General features: G+C 72.0%; 14 protein-coding genes. 8 read left to right on the forward strand and 6 right to left on the reverse strand.

Going from position 1 to position 17,146, the window contains the following annotated elements; genetic code table 11:
• Positions 1-63: 63 nt before the first annotated feature.
• A complete protein-coding gene (gene lnt / locus OHT57_RS05110; RefSeq protein WP_328744796.1) occupies positions 64-1,677 on the reverse strand; it encodes an apolipoprotein N-acyltransferase in 1,614 nt (537 codons plus the stop codon).
• A 239-nt stretch (positions 1,678-1,916) separates the two neighbouring features.
• Between lnt and OHT57_RS05115 the strand changes: the two genes are divergently transcribed.
• Positions 1,917-2,945 carry an O-antigen ligase family protein gene (locus OHT57_RS05115; protein ID WP_328744798.1) on the forward strand — a complete coding sequence of 343 codons (1,029 nt, stop codon included), beginning with the start codon at positions 1,917-1,919 and terminating at the stop codon, positions 2,943-2,945.
• Between the two features lie 15 nt (positions 2,946-2,960).
• Here the strand turns inward: OHT57_RS05115 and OHT57_RS05120 are convergent, their stop codons facing one another.
• Positions 2,961-3,509, reverse strand: coding sequence for a hypothetical protein (locus OHT57_RS05120; RefSeq protein WP_328744800.1), 549 nt, complete (start codon positions 3,507-3,509; stop codon positions 2,961-2,963).
• 91 nt (positions 3,510-3,600) lie between these two features.
• A complete protein-coding gene (locus tag OHT57_RS05125) occupies positions 3,601-4,389 on the reverse strand; it encodes a glutamate racemase (protein ID WP_328744801.1) in 789 nt (262 codons plus the stop codon).
• Between the two features lie 57 nt (positions 4,390-4,446).
• Here OHT57_RS05125 and OHT57_RS05130 point away from each other — a divergent pair, with 57 nt between their 5' ends.
• A complete protein-coding gene (locus OHT57_RS05130; protein WP_328744803.1) occupies positions 4,447-5,625 on the forward strand; it encodes a glycosyltransferase in 1,179 nt (392 codons plus the stop codon).
• Positions 5,626-5,629: 4 nt separating this feature from the next.
• On the opposite strand, the gene OHT57_RS05135 is transcribed toward OHT57_RS05130, so the two are convergent.
• Complete coding sequence (locus OHT57_RS05135; protein ID WP_328753122.1) at positions 5,630-6,859, reverse strand: TerD family protein; 1,230 nt, start codon at positions 6,857-6,859, stop codon at positions 5,630-5,632.
• 299 nt (positions 6,860-7,158) lie between these two features.
• Between OHT57_RS05135 and OHT57_RS05140 the strand changes: the two genes are divergently transcribed.
• The 4 genes from OHT57_RS05140 to OHT57_RS05155 all read left to right on the forward strand — a co-directional run bounded on the left by OHT57_RS05140 (position 7,159) and on the right by OHT57_RS05155 (position 11,850).
• Positions 7,159-7,599: a DUF6643 family protein gene (locus OHT57_RS05140; RefSeq protein ID WP_328744805.1), complete on the forward strand. Its 441-nt coding sequence runs from the start codon at positions 7,159-7,161 to the stop codon at positions 7,597-7,599.
• Between the two features lie 43 nt (positions 7,600-7,642).
• Positions 7,643-8,470, forward strand: coding sequence for an MOSC domain-containing protein (locus OHT57_RS05145; RefSeq protein ID WP_328744807.1), 828 nt, complete (start codon positions 7,643-7,645; stop codon positions 8,468-8,470).
• Between the two features lie 227 nt (positions 8,471-8,697).
• Positions 8,698-9,303: an Rv1733c family protein gene (locus OHT57_RS05150; protein ID WP_328753123.1), complete on the forward strand. Its 606-nt coding sequence runs from the start codon at positions 8,698-8,700 to the stop codon at positions 9,301-9,303.
• A gap of 111 nt (positions 9,304-9,414) precedes the next feature.
• A complete protein-coding gene (locus OHT57_RS05155; protein ID WP_328744808.1) occupies positions 9,415-11,850 on the forward strand; it encodes a right-handed parallel beta-helix repeat-containing protein in 2,436 nt (811 codons plus the stop codon).
• Here the strand turns inward: OHT57_RS05155 and OHT57_RS05160 are convergent.
• Complete coding sequence (locus tag OHT57_RS05160) at positions 11,820-14,159, reverse strand: hypothetical protein (RefSeq protein WP_328744809.1); 2,340 nt, start codon at positions 14,157-14,159, stop codon at positions 11,820-11,822. The two genes, OHT57_RS05155 and OHT57_RS05160, sit on opposite strands and share 31 nt — an antisense overlap.
• Before the next feature lie 290 nt (positions 14,160-14,449).
• Here OHT57_RS05160 and OHT57_RS05165 point away from each other — a divergent pair, with 290 nt between their 5' ends.
• A complete protein-coding gene (locus tag OHT57_RS05165) occupies positions 14,450-15,289 on the forward strand; it encodes a DeoR/GlpR family DNA-binding transcription regulator (RefSeq protein ID WP_328744811.1) in 840 nt (279 codons plus the stop codon).
• A gap of 49 nt (positions 15,290-15,338) precedes the next feature.
• Positions 15,339-15,809: an SRPBCC family protein gene (locus OHT57_RS05170; RefSeq protein ID WP_328744813.1), complete on the forward strand. Its 471-nt coding sequence runs from the start codon at positions 15,339-15,341 to the stop codon at positions 15,807-15,809.
• A 21-nt stretch (positions 15,810-15,830) separates the two neighbouring features.
• Here OHT57_RS05170 and OHT57_RS05175 read toward each other — a convergent pair whose 3' ends face one another.
• On the reverse strand, positions 15,831-16,958 hold the full coding sequence (locus tag OHT57_RS05175; protein WP_328744815.1) for a PLP-dependent cysteine synthase family protein: 1,128 nt from the start codon (positions 16,956-16,958) through the stop codon (positions 15,831-15,833).
• Positions 16,959-17,146: the final 188 nt, after the last annotated feature.

Consider the following 17,146-nt stretch of genomic DNA (forward strand, 5'->3'; position numbering starts at 1 on the left):
CCACGCGTCACCGGTATGCGCTCGGCACATGCCCTGCCGCCCTGCCGCGCGGCGTGCGTACGCTCACGCCGCACCGGCGCGACGCCCCCGCACTCCGGCGCCGATCGCCCAGCCGAGCCCGCCCGCGGCGACCAGTACCAGGGCCATCTCGGGCAGGATGCCCAGCTTGGTGGCGGGGGTCTCCGTCGACCTCAGCGGCACCTTCTGCACCAGTGCGGCGGGCACGAACATGCCGGTCTTCTGGGTGATCCTCCCGTCCGGCATGATGATCGCGCTGACCCCGCTGGTCACCGGCACGGTGACGGTCCGGCTGTGCTCCACCGCGCGGACGCGGGACATGGCGAGCTGCTGGTAGGTCATCTCGCTGCGGTCGAAGGTGGCGTTGTTGCTCGGCACGGAGATGAGCTGTGCGCCGTCGGTGACTTCGGACCGCACGGCCCAGTCGAACGCTGCCTCGTAGCAGGTGACCAGGCCGACCTTGGCGTTGGCCATCTGGAAGACGCCCGGCTTGCTGCCCCGGCTGAAGTCCTGGCGGACCATGGAGGTCCAGTTCTTGTTGAGCGCGCCGATGAGTGAACGCAGCGGCAGGTACTCGCCGAACGGCTGGATCTGCCGTTTGTCGTAGGTGTCCGTGGGGCCCTTCACCGGGTCCCACAGGATCTGCTCGTTGTAGAGCTTGCCGTCCCGCTCGACGACGCCGCCGACCGATATGGGCGCGTCGATCGCCTTGGCCGCCGCGTTGATGACCGCGGCTGCGTCCGTGTTGGCGAACGGGTCGACGTCGGAGGAGTTCTCCGGCCACAGCACGATGTCGGGCTTTGCGACCTTGCCGGCCTTCACCTCGGCGGCCAGCCGCTCCGTCTCACGCGCGTGGTAGTCGAGCACGGCACGCCGCTGGGCGTTGAACTCGAGGCCCGCGCGGGGCACGTTGCCCTGGATGGCCGCGACGGTCACGGTGCCATCCTCGGCCTTGTCGCTGACCAGAGTCCGGGCGGCGAGCGCCCCGACCACCGGTACGACCACACTCAGCAGGGCAACGGCCGCGGCCGGACGCCGTACGGCACCGGTCCCCCGCCGCTCCACGAGCAGCCGCATGATCTCGTACAGGCCGAAGCCGCACAGGACGACGGCGAAACCCAGGACGGGCGTGCCGCCCACCGCGGCGAGCGGCAGAAACACGCCGTCCGCCTGTCCGAACGCGATCTTGCCCCAGGGAAAGCCGTTGAACGGCGCACGCGCGCGTGCCGCTTCGCCGGCGATCCACACCGCCGCAGCCCACACCGGCCCGCCCGGCAGCTTCGACACCGCGGCGACGCCCACGCCGACCAGGGCGACGAAGACCGCCTCGACCGCGACCAGCGCGATCCAGGGCACGGGGCCGACCTCCACGCCGGTCCACACGAGCAGCGGCAGCAGGAAGCCCAGGCCGAAGAGATAGCCGAGGCCGAAGGCCGCCTTCCAGCCGCGGCCGCGCAGCACCCAGCCGAAGACGGCGAAGGCGGGCAGGGCGAGCCACCACAGGGTGCGTGGCGGGAAGCTGACGTAGAGCAGCACTCCGGAGAGCGCCGCGGCGGCGGCCGGGACGAGACGGCGGAGTCGGGCGGCCCAGCGGGAGGCGGGCGCGGACCGGGGCTCCAGCTGGTCCGACTCGTCCACGGAAGTTGCGGTGACGGTCACCCAGGGAGTGTACGGCGGCTGACCTCGGCGTCGTCGGCCCGGTCCGCCCGGTGACCGTGGCCCGCGACCGGGCTCGTGAAGCACTGTGTGACCGGGCCGACCCGACACAACTCGTCCACAAATCACCCATCAGCAGTTACGGTGTGCCGAAGTCCCCGCCGTACGGGCCGGTAGCGTCCGGGCGGCGGGGCCACAGGTCGGGGGACCGGGGTTCGGGGGGCGGGGTGGATTCCACGGGGATGACGACTGTGGCCGGTTCCGAGGAGGACGGCGACAGACGAAACGTTTCCGACGCGGTGGGCGTGCTGGTGCTCGGGGTCAGTGCCACCTGGTCGCTGATCACCGCGGCCGCGCACGACGGCCGTCCGGAGGGCGCCCTCCTCGCCCTGCTGGCCGTCGCCGCGGGGTACGCCGCAGGCCGGATCTCAGGGGCGTTGCTCCCCGTAGCTGCACCCTGCTGCGCCGCGCTGACGGGCCTGGGCCTCGCGGTGGGGCTCCCCCAGCTGGCGCCGGGGCCCGAGCTCGTCGCACCGCTCGGTCACGCCGGCGCCACCGCCGCCCTGCTGACGCTCGCCGCCGGTGCCGCGTGCTGCGCCGCCTGGTCCACCGCTGTGCCCGCCCTGCGATTCCTCCTCCGGCTGCTCGCCGTCGGCATCGCCGCGGCCTCGGCCGCCCTGGGCTCGGTCTCCGGGCTCATCACCTGTGCGGCGGTCGTGCTGTGCTCGCTCGCCGCCGGCCGGATGCACCGCCGCGGGCCGGGCATCGCCGGTCTCGCCCTCGCCGCGACCTCTGTGACCGGCCTGACCTGGGCGGTGGCCGGGAACGCGGTGCCGGACGGGCTCTCCGAGACGCTGCGCGGCGGGCTCACCCCGCACCGGATCGAGCTGTGGCGCGAGGCCCTGCACCTGGCCCGCGAGGACATCGCGCTCGGCGTCGGGCCGGGGCGCTTCGGCGAACTCAGCACGACGGCGGCCCAGTCCCTGCTGCCCGACGGGAAACCGCACTCGGCACCGCTTCAGCTCGCCGCCGAGCAGGGCGTGGTCGGGGTGGCGCTGCTCGCGGCGGCCTTCTGCTGGCTCCTGTACGCGTTGTGGCGCTCTCCGCGCTCCACTCCGGTCGCCCTGACCGCGGGTGCGGCCCTGACGGTGCTGGCGGCGATCTCCGCCGTCGGCAACGCGTTGAGCTTCACGATGGTGTCGGTGGGCGCGGGTCTCCTGGCGGGCCTGGCGACGGCTCACCCACTGACCGACGAGGCGTCCACGAAGTGACCGACGCGCTCGGCCTCAGCGCCGCGGCTCCGTCGCCCCGGACCGCAGCCGGTCCCGGATGATGCGTACGGCGGCCTCCGCGTCGTCCACGGTGATCGTGAACGTGTGGCCGTCCCACAACTGGAGGACCACGCCCTCACCCCGGCGTACGACGACGGCCGTGCCCTTCTCCGGGCGCCAGCGGTAGCCCCAGCCGCCCCATTGACGCGGGTTGACGTGCGGGGCGAACTCGGCACCGGCGACGTGCTCCAGCGGGATCCGGCGGCGCGGCACGCCGATGTGGCCGCAGCGCACCTCCAGGCACTCCATGTCGACCCTGAGGGCGACATGGACGAAGGCGAGCGTGAGGAAGAGGACCAGGAGTCCCGCCGCGATACAGCCGACCACGGACATGACGAGCGGGGCGACACCCGAGGTCCACGCCGAGTCGACGGCGAGCTCGACACCCAGCGCCACGATCGCGGCACCGCCGAGCGCCAGCAGCCACTGGATCCGGTTGGAGGCGCGGCCGGTCCAGACGTCGGTGTGGTGCGAGGTGTGCTCGCCGTGGGGATGGTCCCTCATGCCTACGAGGTTACTCAGGTTTCGCCGTACGGGTAGCTCGTCGCGGAGAGTGACTGCGCCGGGCGGGGGCTTTTGCCGCGGTCGCCTGCGGTCAGCGGGCGGGGGTGGCCGTCCGCAGGAGCCGGCCTTCCTCGTAGGCCAGGGCGGCCGCGGGCAGCGCGGTGGCCTCGCGTCCGCTCAGCAGCACCGTGAGGGTGCCGGTGGCCGCCGCCTCGGGGGCGGGCTGCTCACCGATCCGGCGCAGCGCCTGTGCAGCGACAGCTCCGGCCGAGCCGTGCAGGACGAGCGGCGGGCGGCCGGGGCGCTGTACGGCGGCGCGGATGCGCTCGGCGACCAGTTCGTAGTGGGTGCAGCCCAGCACGACGGTCGTCACGTCCTCGGGCGTCAGGGCGGCGGCCGCGGCGACGGCGTCGTCGATCGCGGCCTCGTCGGCGTGCTCCACCGCCTCGGCCAGACCGTGGCAGGGCACCTCCGTGGCCGGCACTCCGTCGGCGAACTCGTCGATGAGGCCGCGCTGGTAGGGGCTGCCCGTGGTGGCCGGCGTCGCCCAGATGGCGAAGGGCCCACCGCCTGCCGCGGCCGGCTTGATCGCGGGGACGGTGCCGATGACCGGAAGGCCGGGTTCGAGGCGGGCGCGCAAGGCGGTCAGGGCGTGCACGGTGGCTGTGTTGCAGCCGATGATCAGGGCCTCGGGACCATGGGCTGCGGCGGCCTCGGCGAGGCCCAGCGCGCGCGCGACGATGTCGTCGGGTGTCCGGGGACCCCAGGGCATGCCGTCGGGGTCGAGGGAGAGCACGAGATCGGCGTCGGGGCGCAGTCGCCGTACCGCGGCGGTGGCCGCGAGCAGGCCGATTCCGGAGTCCAAAAGCGCGATCTTCACCCGGCCACGATAGACGATGAGCCCTTTGGGGCCGGTCCCGTGGGGCAGACTTCGCGCGTGAGCGCCATCGCGTGGACCGCCGCCGTATCTCTCGCCGCCTGGCTGTGGCTGCTGCTCTGTCAGGGCTTCTTCTGGCGCACGGATGTGAGACTGCCGCCTGAGCGGGATCCGGGGGTCTGGCCCTGCGTGGGTGTCGTGGTGCCGGCCCGCGACGAGGCGGAGGTGCTGCCCGCGAGCCTCCCCTCGCTGCTCGCCCAGGACTATCCCGGGCGGGCGGAGGTCTTCCTCATCGACGACGGCAGCTCTGACGGCACCGGCGAACTGGCACGTGAACTGGCGCTCCGGCTCGGTGGGCTGCCGCTGACCGTGTCCTCGCCCGGGGAGCCGCCCGCTGGGTGGACGGGCAAGCTGTGGGCGGTGCGTCACGGCATCGGCCTGGCACACGCGTGTGGCCCCGAGTATCTGCTGCTGACGGACGCCGACATCGCGCACGAGCCTGACAGCCTGCGGCGGCTGGTCGCCGCCGCGCACGCCGGGGGCTTCGACGTCGTCTCGCAGATGGCCCGGCTGCGGGTGGAGAGCCTGTGGGAGCGGCTCGTGGTACCGGCGTTCGTCTACTTCTTCGCGCAGCTGTATCCGTTCCGCAGGATCGGCCGGAAGGGCGCGCGGACGGCGGCCGCGGCGGGGGGCTGTGTCCTGCTGCGCGCCGAGACCGCCGAGCGGGCGCGGATCCCGGACGCCATCCGGCATGCCGTCATCGACGACGTGGCCCTCGCGCGGGCCGTCAAGGGCGGGGGCGGCCACATCTGGCTGGGTCTCGCCGAGCGCGTGGACAGCGTGCGCCCCTATCCCCGGCTGCACGACCTGTGGCGGATGGTGTCGCGCAGTGCGTACGCCCAGCTCCGCCACAACCCCCTGGTACTGCTCGGGACGGTCGCCGGGCTCGCGCTGATCTATCTGGTGCCGCCCGCCGCCGTCGTCCTGGGCCCGGTGACGGGCAGCTCGGCGGCCTTGCTGCTCGGTGCGCTCGCGTGGCTGGTCATGACGGGGACCTACGTCCCCATGCTCCGCTACTACCGGCAGCCGCTGTGGCTCGCTCCCCTGCTGCCCTTCACCGCGTTCCTGTACCTCCTCATGACGGTCGATTCGGCGGTGCAGCACTACAGGGGGCGCGGCGCGGCCTGGAAGGGCCGTACCTACGCCCGCCCGGACGCCGTCGTCGGCGAGGAGCGGTGAAGCCTCACTTACGGCCCGGCGTCCAGTTCATGCCCCAGTTGTAGACGTGGTCCACCGTGCGCTGCGGGCTCACCCCCCGGTCGGGGACCAGGTAGCGGGCCTCACGCTGGACGACGAGGTCGTCGCCGGTGTTGGTGATCAGGGCGAGGGCGCACACCGTCGAGGGCACGGTGCACTCGTCGAGGGAGAACTCGATCGGGCCGCCATCCTGCGTCTGGAGCGTGACCGTGGCGTGCAGGTCGGCGAAGGACCGCGCGCCCTCGTAGATGGTCACGAAGACGAGGATGCGCCGGAAGTCCCGGGTGTGGTCGAGATTCACGGTGAGGTTCTCGCCGCCGGCGTTCGAACCGGTGCGGTCGTCGCCGTCGAGCTGGATGTACGGCGGCTGGTGCAGGGCTCCATAGGCGTTGCCCAGTGCCTGTACGACGCCTTTGCGGCCGTCGGTGAGTTCGTACAGGGCGCACAGGTCGAGGTCGAGGTCCGCGTGCATGGCCGTCGCGCGGCCGCGCTTGCTGCCCCAGCCCGAGAACTGTTTGTGCACCTGCCAGTTGAGGTTCACGCGCATCGCACCCGAGGTGCCGCCCTGTTTGGTGAGGGAGACCGAGGGAGCCGACTTGGTGAGCGTGACTTTGGTGAGGCGGACCGGTTGCGCGGTGGGCGGGGGCGGCGGCGCGGGCGCGCTGACCGGGGGCGCGGTGACGGGCGCGGCCTGCTGGGGTTCGTCCACGGTGATTCCGAAGTCCGTTGCCAGACCTTCCAGTCCGCTGTCGTACCCCTGCCCCACGGCACGGAACTTCCAGGCGCCCTGACGACGGTAGAACTCACCGAGGACGAAAGCGGTTTCTACAGTGGCGTCCATGCTGTCGAACCGTGCGGCGACAGTGCCCTGCGCCGCGTCCCGGACCTCGATGCACAGATCCGGAACCCGCGCGAAGGTCCCGCCGTCCGCGGAAGCGGCGAGCACGACGGTCTCCACCGACGGCTCCACGCGCGCGAGGTCGACGAGCAGTGTGTCGGTCACCTGTGCACCGTCGGTCCGCTTGCCCTCGTGGCGGACCGCTCCGGAGACGTGCTCGGGCTGGTTGTAGAAGACGAAGTCGGCGTCGGAGCGAACCTTTCCTCCGACCAGCAGCAGGGCCGAGGCATCCGCGTGAGGGACTCCCGGTCCGGAACGCCAGCTCAATTCGACGCGCAGTGCCGTCGTCGGCACCGGAACGTTCGACCCTTTCGACATTGACATGTGCGCCCCCATCAGGTGTCGGCAGGCCAGGACGCGCCCCGGGCGGTCCCTCTGCGTTCTACCCGTTCAACCTATTCCCCCAGGACAGCGAACTCCCATCCCACGCACAGGAAGATCGCCGGTCGACCGCCGGTAACCCGCTGGGAACTCGGCCTTTACACGACCCGGGGACGGTTTGGCGTCCTTTTTTGCCGAGTTCGCTCGCATTGGGGATCCCACGTCACTGCCGACACGGAAAACAACCCTCTTATCGGTCTCCCCAACCAGCACATCGTGGGCTTACCTTATGTGCCATGACCTCCCCCCGCTCCACTTATGGCGGCGGCTACTACTCCGCCTCCTTCCCGGACACTCCGATCTACGACTCGCTCGTGGCCGAGCGGGGCACCCCGCAGATCGCCCCGATCCGGGTCCCTGCCATGTACGACGTCCCGGTCAGCAACCTGCCGGCGCTGCCGTCTGCGCTGCCCGCTCTTCCCGCGGGCCCCTCTCAGTACGCCTACGGCTATCCGCAGGCGCAGCAGCCCTCTCCCCTGCAGCAGGCGCCCGCGGCGTACATCCCGCAGCAGGCCGCCGCACCGCGCGGTTATCCCGGGCCGCAGCAGCAGCAGCCGCGTCCTGCGGCTCCCGGTATGGGCACGGGCTACGAGGCGATGCGCCCCGCGGCTCCCCGGCCCGCACAGGCGGCCCCCTACCAGGACCCTTACAACAACCAGCAGTACCGCGGGTACTGATTCCCCCTCCCCGGCCGTCGGTGCCTCCTGGCACGATGGCTTCATGGGGAATGCGCAACTGCTGTCGATTCACGTCCATCCGGTCAAGGCGTTCCGGGGTCTGGCGCTCCGGGAGGCCGAGGTGGAGCCCTGGGGGCTGGCCGGAGACCGGCGCTGGGCGCTGGTCGACGACGGGGGAAAGGTCGTCACACAGCGACAGCAGCCGCGCCTCGCGCTGGCCGCCGCCGAGCTGATGCCCGGCGGCGGCGTCGCTCTGTCCGCGCCCGGCATGGATCCGCTGACCGTCCCGGTTCCCGGGCCTGCCGAGACCGTCACCCTCGACCTCTTCGGGGACAAGGTCGAGGGCGTGCCCGCCGCCGACGCGGCCGCGCACTCCTGGTGCAGCGACTACCTCGGCAGCACGGCCCGCCTCGTCCATCTGGACGACCCCGCCACCCGGCGCCCGATCGACCCCGAGTACGCGCTGCCGGGCGAGACCGTCACCTTCGCCGACGGATATCCCCTGCTGCTCGCCTCCACGGCCTCCCTCGACGCACTCAACTCGCTGATCTCCGAGGGCCGGCACGCGGCCGACGGCCCGCTGCCCATGAACCGGTTCCGGCCGAACGTCGTCGTGGACGGCAGCGCTGCCTGGGCCGAGGACGACTGGTCGCTCATCACGATCGGTGACGTCACCTTCCGGGTGGCCAAGATGTGCGGGCGGTGCGTCGTGACCACGACCGACCAGGCCGACGCCGTCCGCGGCAAGGAGCCCCTGCACACCCTGGGCCGCCACCGCCGCTTCGGCAGCAAGCTGGTCTTCGGACAGAACCTGGTACCCCGGTCCCGCGGCACGATCCGGGTCGGTGATCCGGTCAGGATTCTCGAATAGGTGACCGTGCGGGCCGGCCGTCGTGGAGGCGGCCGCGGACAAGGTTCCGTCAAAGGTCGACCTGCGCCCGGACGACGGGAACCCGGCCCGGGGGCCTGCGCGTTGGGGCCTTCATGAGGAGTTCATGAGAGGACCGGGCCGCAGGTGATTTCGCTCTCTCTTCGGCCTGTGCCGCGCCTGAACTGCTCGGCCGGGGGTTATCACGGAGCGGGAAGGGGGTGCCGACGGTGCGAGCGATCAGCGGACTCTGGCGTTGGCGGCGCAATCCACTGCGCCGCGGGACGGACCTTGCCGAGGCCTGGGTGGGCCTCGTGGCCCTGGTACTGATCCTGGTCGGCGGACCGGTGATCGGCGCTCTCACGGGCGGGGCGGCCCAGGACGCTCTGCAGCGGACCGCTCGGGCACAGCTCGAGTCCCGCCACCTGGTGACGGCGACGGTGATCCGCAAGCTGAACCGCTCACCGCTGGACGCCGATCCCGAGACCTCCTCCGGGCGGGATCTGCGAAGCCGCGTGGTGGCCGACTGGACGGCGCCGGACGGCACCACGCACGAGGGCAAGGTCATGGCCGATCTCCAGAGCCCGCACGCCGGCGACCACTTCGGCATGTGGACGGACCTGCACGGGCGGACGGCGGCCCGGCCGCTGGACTCCGCCACCGCCACCACCCACGCCGTCCTCGCCGGCACAGGCGCGGCCCTGCTGACCGCGGGCGTGATCGAGGGCGCTCGGCGGTTCGCGCTCTGGCGCATGATCCGTCGCCGGTACGCCCGTTGGGACCGGGCCTGGGACCGCGCAGGACCGGACTGGGGCCGGACCGGCACCGGCAGTTGACGGCCTTGCGGCTCTGGTCAACCCACCACCCACGCGCACGCTACGGTGGACCGGCCGGGGTTCCTCGGCAGCACAAACCCGTGTACGACGACGTGGGGGCACAGCAACGCCATGGCACAGGGCACGGTCCAGGTGACGCACACCGGTACATCGCGGTGGCGGCGCCGCACGGGTGAGTACGCGTCCCTCGCCGCCGCCCTGGAGGCCGCGGCCGACGGTGACGTTCTGACGGTCGCGCCCGGCACCTACCGGGAGAACCTCGTTCTGCAGCGGGCGGTGACCCTGCGCGGCCCGGAGGGATCCCCCGGCTCCGTGCGCATCGCGCCCGTGGACGGGGTGCCGCTGACCGTGCGTGCCTCCGCGGTCGTCCAGGACCTGCACGTGGAGGGCCAGGACGCGGCCGCGCCCGCCCTGCTCGTCGAGGAGGGCACCCCGGAGCTCATCGACATCCGGGTGATCACCCGGTCCGCGGCCGGTATCGAAGTGCGCGGGGGCGCGCGGCCGACCGTCCGGCGCTGCACCGTGGACAACCCGGCCGGCGTCGGCATCGCCGTGCTGGACAGCGCGGGAGGCGTGTTCGAGGAGTGCGAGATCGTGGCGGCGGGCCAGTCCGGCGTCGCCGTCCGCGGTGGCGCCCACCCCCGTCTGGAGCGCTGCCGGGTCCACCACACCTCGGGCGCGGGTCTTTCGGTGACCGGCGAGAACTCCGCGCTCGAGGCCGTGGGTTGTGAGGTCTACGAGGTCCGTGGCAGCGGGGTCCAGATCACCGGCCGGGCCACCGCGCACCTCACCGACTGCGATGTGCACCGCACCACCACCGACGGCGTCACGCTCGACACCGATGCGGTGCTGACCCTGGCCGACTGCCGTATCCACGACATCCCGGAGAACGCGGTCGACCTGCGCTCCCGGTCGGTCCTGACCCTGACCCGCACCACGGTGCGGCAGTTCGGGCGCAACGGTCTGTCGGTGTGGGATCCGGGCACGCGCGTGGACGCCAACCAGTGCGAGATCTTCGACAGCACGGGCGACTACCCGGCCGTCTGGGTCAGCGACGGCGCCACGGCGGTGCTCGACTCCTGCCGGGTGCACGACGTACCGGACGCCCTGTTCGTCCTGGACCGCGGCTCCCGCGCGGACGTCGTCGACAGCGACATCTCCCAGGTGCGCAACACGGCGGTGTCGGTCAGTGACGGCGCCACCGCACAGCTCGACGACTGCCGGATCCGGGATGCGGCGACCGGCGCCTGGTTCCGCGACCACGGCAGCGGCGGAACTCTCAACAACTGCACCTTCGACGGCACCCAGACGGGCGTGATCGTCACCAAGGGCGCCGACCCGACGCTGGAGCGCTGCACCGTCGACTCCCCGGCCGAGGCCGGCTTCTATGTGTCCGCGGGCGGCCGCGGAAGCTTCCTGAACTGCCGGGTGACCGGCAGCGGCGGCTACGGCTTCCACGTGATAGACGGCTGTCGCACGACGCTCAGGAAGTGCCGGACGGAGCGGTGCGCGCGCGGGGGTTACGAGTTCGCAGACACCCCGGACGCGGCGGCCGGCGCGGGACCCGTCGTCGAGGACTGCACGAGCGACGAGAGCGGCGGTCCGACACCGCCGGCGGCCCGGGAGACGGCCGTACTGACGGAGTCCCTGTCCCCCGGTCTGCTGGGCTCCATCCCCGGGCAGCGCATCACCGAGCAGGAACCGCTGGTCCCCCCTGCCGAGCCGGACAAGGCGACGCGCACCTCGAAGGCCGTCCTCGGTGAGCTCGACGCGCTGGTGGGCCTGGACAGCGTCAAGCGGGAGGTCCGGGCGCTCACCGACATGATCGAGGTGGGCCGGCGCCGCCAGCAGGCCGGCCTCAAGGCCGCTTCGGTCAAGCGCCACCTGGTCTTCACGGGCTCCCCCGGCACCGGCAAGACGACGGTGGCCCGGCTCTACGGCGAGATCCTCGCGTCCCTCGGTGTGCTGGAGAAGGGACACCTCGTCGAGGTGTCCCGCGTCGACCTGGTGGGCGAGCACATCGGCTCCACCGCGATCCGCACCCAGGAGGCCTTCGACAGGGCGCGCGGCGGAGTGCTGTTCGTCGACGAGGCGTACGCGCTGTCGCCGGAGGACTCGGGCCGGGACTTCGGCAAGGAGGCCATCGACACGCTGGTCAAGCTGATGGAGGACCACCGGGACGCGGTCGTGGTGATCGTCGCGGGCTACACCGCCGAGATGGAGCGGTTCCTCTCGGTCAACCCGGGTGTGGCCTCCCGTTTCTCACGGACCATCACCTTCAGCGACTACAACCCCGAGGAACTCCTCAGCATCGTGGAACAGCAGGCCGAGGAGCACGAGTACCGGCTGGCCCCGGGCGCCCCGAAAGCCCTGCGGAAGTACTTCACGGTGCTGCCCAAGGGGCCCGCGTTCGGCAACGGCCGTACCGCGCGCCAGACCTTCGAGGCGATGGTGGAGAGGCACGCGAGCCGGGTCGCCCAGGTGGCCGACCCGACCACGGACGATCTGACGCTGCTCTACGCCGAGGACCTGCCCGAGCCGTCCTGAGACCGCGGGCCCGGCACGTCCGGTCGGAGCCTGCCCAGCAGTTTCGCCCGCTCCTCGGCGAACGCCGGGTCGGCCTGGTAGTCGGAGTGACCGAGGATCGGCGCGGGCAGCGGGTGCAGGTCGGTGCGGCCGTAGACCAGCGGGTCCTTCAGTGGTTCCCGGTCCACCTCGGGGCCGCAGTCGCCGGGCAGCCGGACTGGGCCGCCGATGGGGTCGGTGAGCCGGTGGAGGTTGCGCCAGCAGTCCACGTCGTGGTGCAGGGCGGTGAGGGCGGCCGGGCCGAAGTGTGCCGGGAACCAGCGGCCGTAGAGGCGTTCCAGCGGGGAGCCGTAGGTCAGCAGGGCGACCCGTTTGCGGACCGCCGGCTCCAGCTGCCAGGCCGCGGCGGCCGCGAGCACGCTGCCCTGGGAGTGTCCGGAGAGAACCAGCCTGCCGCGAGTGGCCCGGGTCCAGGTCGCCATCCGCCAGGTCAGGTCGGGTACCGCGCGCTCGGCGTAGCAGGGCGGGGCGAAGGGGTGGGCCGCGCGGGGCCAGAACGTGCCGACGTCCCAGAGGATGCCGATGGTGCGTCGGGCGGAGGGGTCCTTGTAGGCGCGTCTGCCCCACGTGACGAACACGAGGAAGCCGAGGCCGATCAGCCAGGATCCGAGGGCCTGTGCGCTCTCCGCCGCACCCTCGACGAAGGCGTACGACCCCTCGGCGGCCTTGGCCGGTGTCCTGTGGGAGGTCAGCGCGCCCACGAGGGCTCCGGCGCCGAGCAGCAGGGTGCTGGCCGACGTCACTCCGAGCAGGCGCGGTCCCCGGTCCGTCAGCGCGGCCATGGCGCGGGTCCTGGCGATGTGCCGGGTGCGTGCCGCGTCCTTGGGTTCTTCGGGGTACTCGCTCTCCACCGTGGCCAGTTGATCTCGGCCGGCCCGCAGGGTCCGCCGGCCGAGCCAGGCGCAGTGCCCCAGCAGCACGAGGAGGACCAGCGGGATCACGGACGCCTGCCAGGTCAGCAGGACCGGCGGTCCTGGGATGCTCGCGCCGGTGCCGTCCAGCCAGTCCGCCACCCGCTGCGACACGCCGCCGGACATCACCCCGCCCAGGGCGCAGGCCAGCATCGCCACGGCGGGTCCGCCCAGGCCGCGCATGGCGGCGCGCGGTTCGGGGTGCGTCCGGTACAGCACGTGGGCGACCGCGGCGAGGGCGAGGACCAGTACTCCCTGGACGAAGGTGATGCCACCGAAGGCCGCGTCCCCCGGGAGCCGTCCGTGCGACTGCCACCCGGGCCGTTCCCACCCGGCGTACACCGCGGCGAGGGCGAGCAGGAGGAGCGCGGTGAGCGGCAGACGTCGTACGAGGTTCTCGTCGAGGATCCGGTCGAGGTGCCTCTCGCTGCGGCCGCGGCGGCACACCACCCACACGACGGCGACCCCAACGGCGACGAGGCCCGTCTGCAGGAGCCTGCCGAGGGTGTCGAGCAGGGCGGGGCCGCCCGGCTCGCGGTCGAAGCGGGCGGCCGTCGAGCCGACCGCCGCGGCGATCGTCAGCAGTCCCGCGGCGGTGTGGGCCGCACGCAGGCGGGCGACCAGGCGGCGGCCGTACCAGAAGCCGGGCCGGCCGAGCGCGGTGCGGTCGCGGTCCTCCTCGGGCTCGCCTGCCCGGGACATGGGCTGCTGTGACTCGTACGCCCTCCAGGTGCGGTGGGACAGATACCAGAGCAGGCCGGTGAGCGCGGCCGGGACGAGAGAGGCGAGGGCGAGGCGGCGGCCCGGCCTGCTCCACCAGCCGGCGTTCGAGTCCTCGGGCGACAGGAATCCCAGCCAGGAGTGCGACTGGGCGCACGCGTGCGTGCCCGCGCACTGCCAGGCCGCGAGATCGAGGGCGACCTCACAGGCCGCGGCGACCAGCAGGACCGTCAGGGTCAGGCCCGCGAGCCGCACCAGCAGGCCGTACAACCGCACCGTCCGTGTGCGGCCGCGCGCGGTGGGGCGCATCCAGTGGGCGAGGTTGACCACCATGAACGGCAGCAACAGCAGCCACAGGGCGCGGGTGCCGTTGCCGGAGGTGAGGTTGCACCAGACGTACGCCTCGGGCACCGGACCGGTGCGGCCGTTGCCGGTCTCTGCGGTCTCCGCGTCGACGTCGTCGGCGCGCCGGAAGACGGCGGCGACGTCGTCACCGGTGATCCGCACCGTGCGCGGGTCGTCGAGCATCTTCTCCGGCGTGGTGCCGCCCACTCCGTGGACCAGGAGTTCCAGGGCGGTGCCGGATTCTTCGGGCCGGGCGGCGGAGCCGTCCGTGCCCGTGGCCGGGACATGTTCCACTGTTTCGCACTTCCCCCGTGACGCGCTGCAGGCATCTGTCCGTGCGGGCACAAGGATCGCCCGTCGGGCGTGTTGCGCACACCTCTCGTCACGGAATCTCCCCGATCCGGAGAACTTCGGGAAGCCTGGTGGCGCTCCGGTGGCATGACCGCGACGGGACGGTCGGTGGCGCGACGGGAGGGAGCCCGTGCGAGTATGGGACGTCCGCACGCCAGGGACGGCCAAAATGTGCTTGTCGGAGCGGGTGTACGGCGTGTGAGTCGGATTGTGGCGAAAGGACCGGAGCGTACGTGAGCGAGAATCAGAACCTCCTCGCGGAGCAGCGGCGCGCTCTGATCCTGGACGAGGTCCGGCGCCGAGGCGGGGTACGCGTCAACGAGCTGACCCGCAAGCTCGGCGTGTCGGACATGACCGTTCGGCGCGATCTCGACGCGCTGGCACGTCAGGGTGTGCTGGAGAAGGTGCACGGCGGCGCGGTTCCCGTGGTCGAGGCGAGCACGCACGAGCCGGGTTTCGAGGCGAAGTCCGGCTTGGAGCTGACCGCCAAGGAGGACATCGCACAGTCCGCGGCGGAGCTGGTCGCGCCGGGGACCGCCATCGCGTTGTCGGGCGGTACGACGACGTACGCGCTGGCCCACCATCTGCTCGACGTCCCGGATCTGACCGTCGTCACCAACTCGGTGCGGGTCGCCGACGTCTTCCACGCGGCGCAGCGCACCACGGGCCCCCGTCAGGGCGCGGCCACCGTCGTGCTGACCGGCGGGGTACGCACTCCTTCCGACTCGCTGGTGGGGCCGGTGGCCGACCAGGCGATCGGGGCGCTCCACTTCGACGTGCTCTTCCTCGGTGTGCACGGGATATCGGTCGAGGCCGGTCTGTCGACGCCGAACCTCGCCGAGGCGGAGACCAACCGCCGCCTCGTGCAGTCGGCGCGGCGCGTCGTGGTGGTCGCCGACCACACCAAGTGGGGGACGGTGGGCCTGAGTTCGTTCGCCTCGCTGGAGCAGGTCGACACGCTGGTGACGGACGCGGGGCTGCCCTCGGCGGCGCGCGCGGAGATCTCCGAGCATCTGCGGCGACTGGTGGTGGCCGGTGAGAGCGGTGTGGCCGTTGAGGGTACTGACAGCTGACTGAGCGACAGTTAAGGTGACACCTCCTGAGCACACCTGGGGGGTGTCCATGGCTCACCAACTCCGTGCGGTGGGGCTCGACTTCATCGGGACCGCACCCGTACGGCTGGTGTTCGCGCAGGAGATGTCTGCACCCCCGGAAGCCGTCTTCCGGGCGCTCGCCGAGGACGTGCCCGGCTGGGCGCAGTGGTTCTCGGCGGTGACGCTCGCCCGGGCGACCGGGGACGGCTCGACCCGCGAGATCCACCTCAAGGGCGGCGGACGCTTCCAGGAGACGATCCTCGCGTCGAAGGAACCTGAGGTGTACGCCTACCGAGTCGACGTGGCCAATGCCCCCGGCGCCCGCGCCATCGCCGAGGAGTGGCGTCTCGCCCCCGCCGGTACGGGCACCCGGGTGCGCTGGACGTTCGCCGTGGACGGCACTGCGGCGTTCCGCGTCGTCGCCAAACTCGGGGGCGCCGGGCTGGGCAAGGCCTTCCGCAACGCGGTCAGGACCCTGGACGGACAGCTCACCGGATAGCGGTGGCCCCCGGGCCGGGGCCTACCGGTCCGGCCACAGACCCGTCTCCAGCAGTGAGCCGATCGCTGTCGTGTACGGCTCGATGTCCAGCCCCTGCTCGGCGAGCCAGGTGTCGGAGTAGTACTTGTCGAGGTAGCGGTCACCGGGGTCGCAGAGCAGCGTGACGACGCTCCCCCGGCGTCCCTCGGCCACCATCTCGGCGATGATCTTCAGCGCGCTCCACAGCCCGGTGCCGGTCGAGCCGCCCGCCCTGCGGCCGATGGCCTGCTCCAGGGCCCGCACGGCGGCGACGCTCGCCGCGTCCGGGACCTTCATCATGCGGTCGATCGCGCCGGGCACGAAGCTCGGCTCCATGCGCGGCCGGCCGATGCCCTCGATGCGCGAGCCGCAGTCGCACGTGACGTCCGGATCGCCGGTGGTCCAGCCCTCGAAGAAACAGGAGTTCTCCGGATCGGCGACACAGATGCGGGTGTCGTGCTGCATGTAGTGGACGTACCGCGCGAGGGTCGCCGAGGTGCCCCCGGTGCCGGCCGTGGCGACGATCCACGCGGGCTCCGGAAATCGTTCCAACTCCAGCTGCCGGAAGATGGATTCGGCGATGTTGTTGTTGCCCCGCCAGTCCGTGGCCCGTTCCGCGTAGGTGAACTGGTCCATGTAGTGGCCGCCGGTCTCCACTGCGAGGCGGGCGGACTCCTGGTACATCGTGCGCGGATCGTCCACGACATGACACCGGCCGCCGTGGAGCTCGATGAGGCGGATCTTCTCCGCGCTCGTCGTGCGGGGCATGACCGCGATGAAGGGCACGCCGATCAGTTTCGCGAAGTACGCCTCGGACACGGCCGTCGAGCCGCTGGACGCCTCGATCACCGGACGGCCCGGCCGGATCCAGCCATTGCACAGGCCGTAGAGGAACAGGGAGCGGGCCAGCCGGTGTTTGAGGCTGCCCGTCGGGTGGGTCGACTCGTCCTTGAGGTACAGGTCGATGCCCCATGTCTCGGGCAGCGGGAAGCGCAGGAGGTGGGTGTCGGCCGACCGGTTGGCGTCGGCCTGGACCTTGCGGACGGCTTCTTTCAGCCAGCCGCGGTAGGCGGCGTCACTGCGGTCGACATCGAGGGTGTCGCCGGTCCGGGTCTGCTGAGGGGTACTCACGACAGGGCTCCTTACGCTGCGCGCCGACGGCGGGTCGCGCGGCCGACGCCTCGATCATAGACACCTTCCGCACGCTCCTCACCTGCATAAACGCACCTTTGAGAGCCTCAAAGGCACCCCTGGGGTCTGGATACGCCAAACCTGCGGTGTCGCCTGCGGGGGCGCATTCGAACGAGTGCTCCGGACAC

The sequence above is a fragment of the Streptomyces sp. NBC_00285 genome, from assembly GCF_036174265.1.
In the GTDB taxonomy this organism is placed as follows: Bacteria; Actinomycetota; Actinomycetes; order Streptomycetales; family Streptomycetaceae; genus Streptomyces.

What these genes read in the sequence shown, in the direction of transcription:
- OHT57_RS05155 (WP_328744808.1), top strand. Translation starts at nt 9,415, where the DNA reads ATGGCACAGGGCACGGTCCAGGTGACGCACACCGGTACATCGCGGTGG.
- OHT57_RS05135 (WP_328753122.1), bottom strand. Translation starts at nt 6,859, where the DNA reads ATGTCGAAAGGGTCGAACGTTCCGGTGCCGACGACGGCACTGCGCGTC.
- OHT57_RS05145 (WP_328744807.1), top strand. Translation starts at nt 7,643, where the DNA reads ATGGGGAATGCGCAACTGCTGTCGATTCACGTCCATCCGGTCAAGGCG.
- OHT57_RS05140 (WP_328744805.1), top strand. Translation starts at nt 7,159, where the DNA reads ATGACCTCCCCCCGCTCCACTTATGGCGGCGGCTACTACTCCGCCTCC.
- OHT57_RS05115 (WP_328744798.1), top strand. Translation starts at nt 1,917, where the DNA reads ATGACGACTGTGGCCGGTTCCGAGGAGGACGGCGACAGACGAAACGTT.
- OHT57_RS05170 (WP_328744813.1), top strand. Translation starts at nt 15,339, where the DNA reads ATGGCTCACCAACTCCGTGCGGTGGGGCTCGACTTCATCGGGACCGCA.
- OHT57_RS05120 (WP_328744800.1), bottom strand. Translation starts at nt 3,509, where the DNA reads ATGAGGGACCATCCCCACGGCGAGCACACCTCGCACCACACCGACGTC.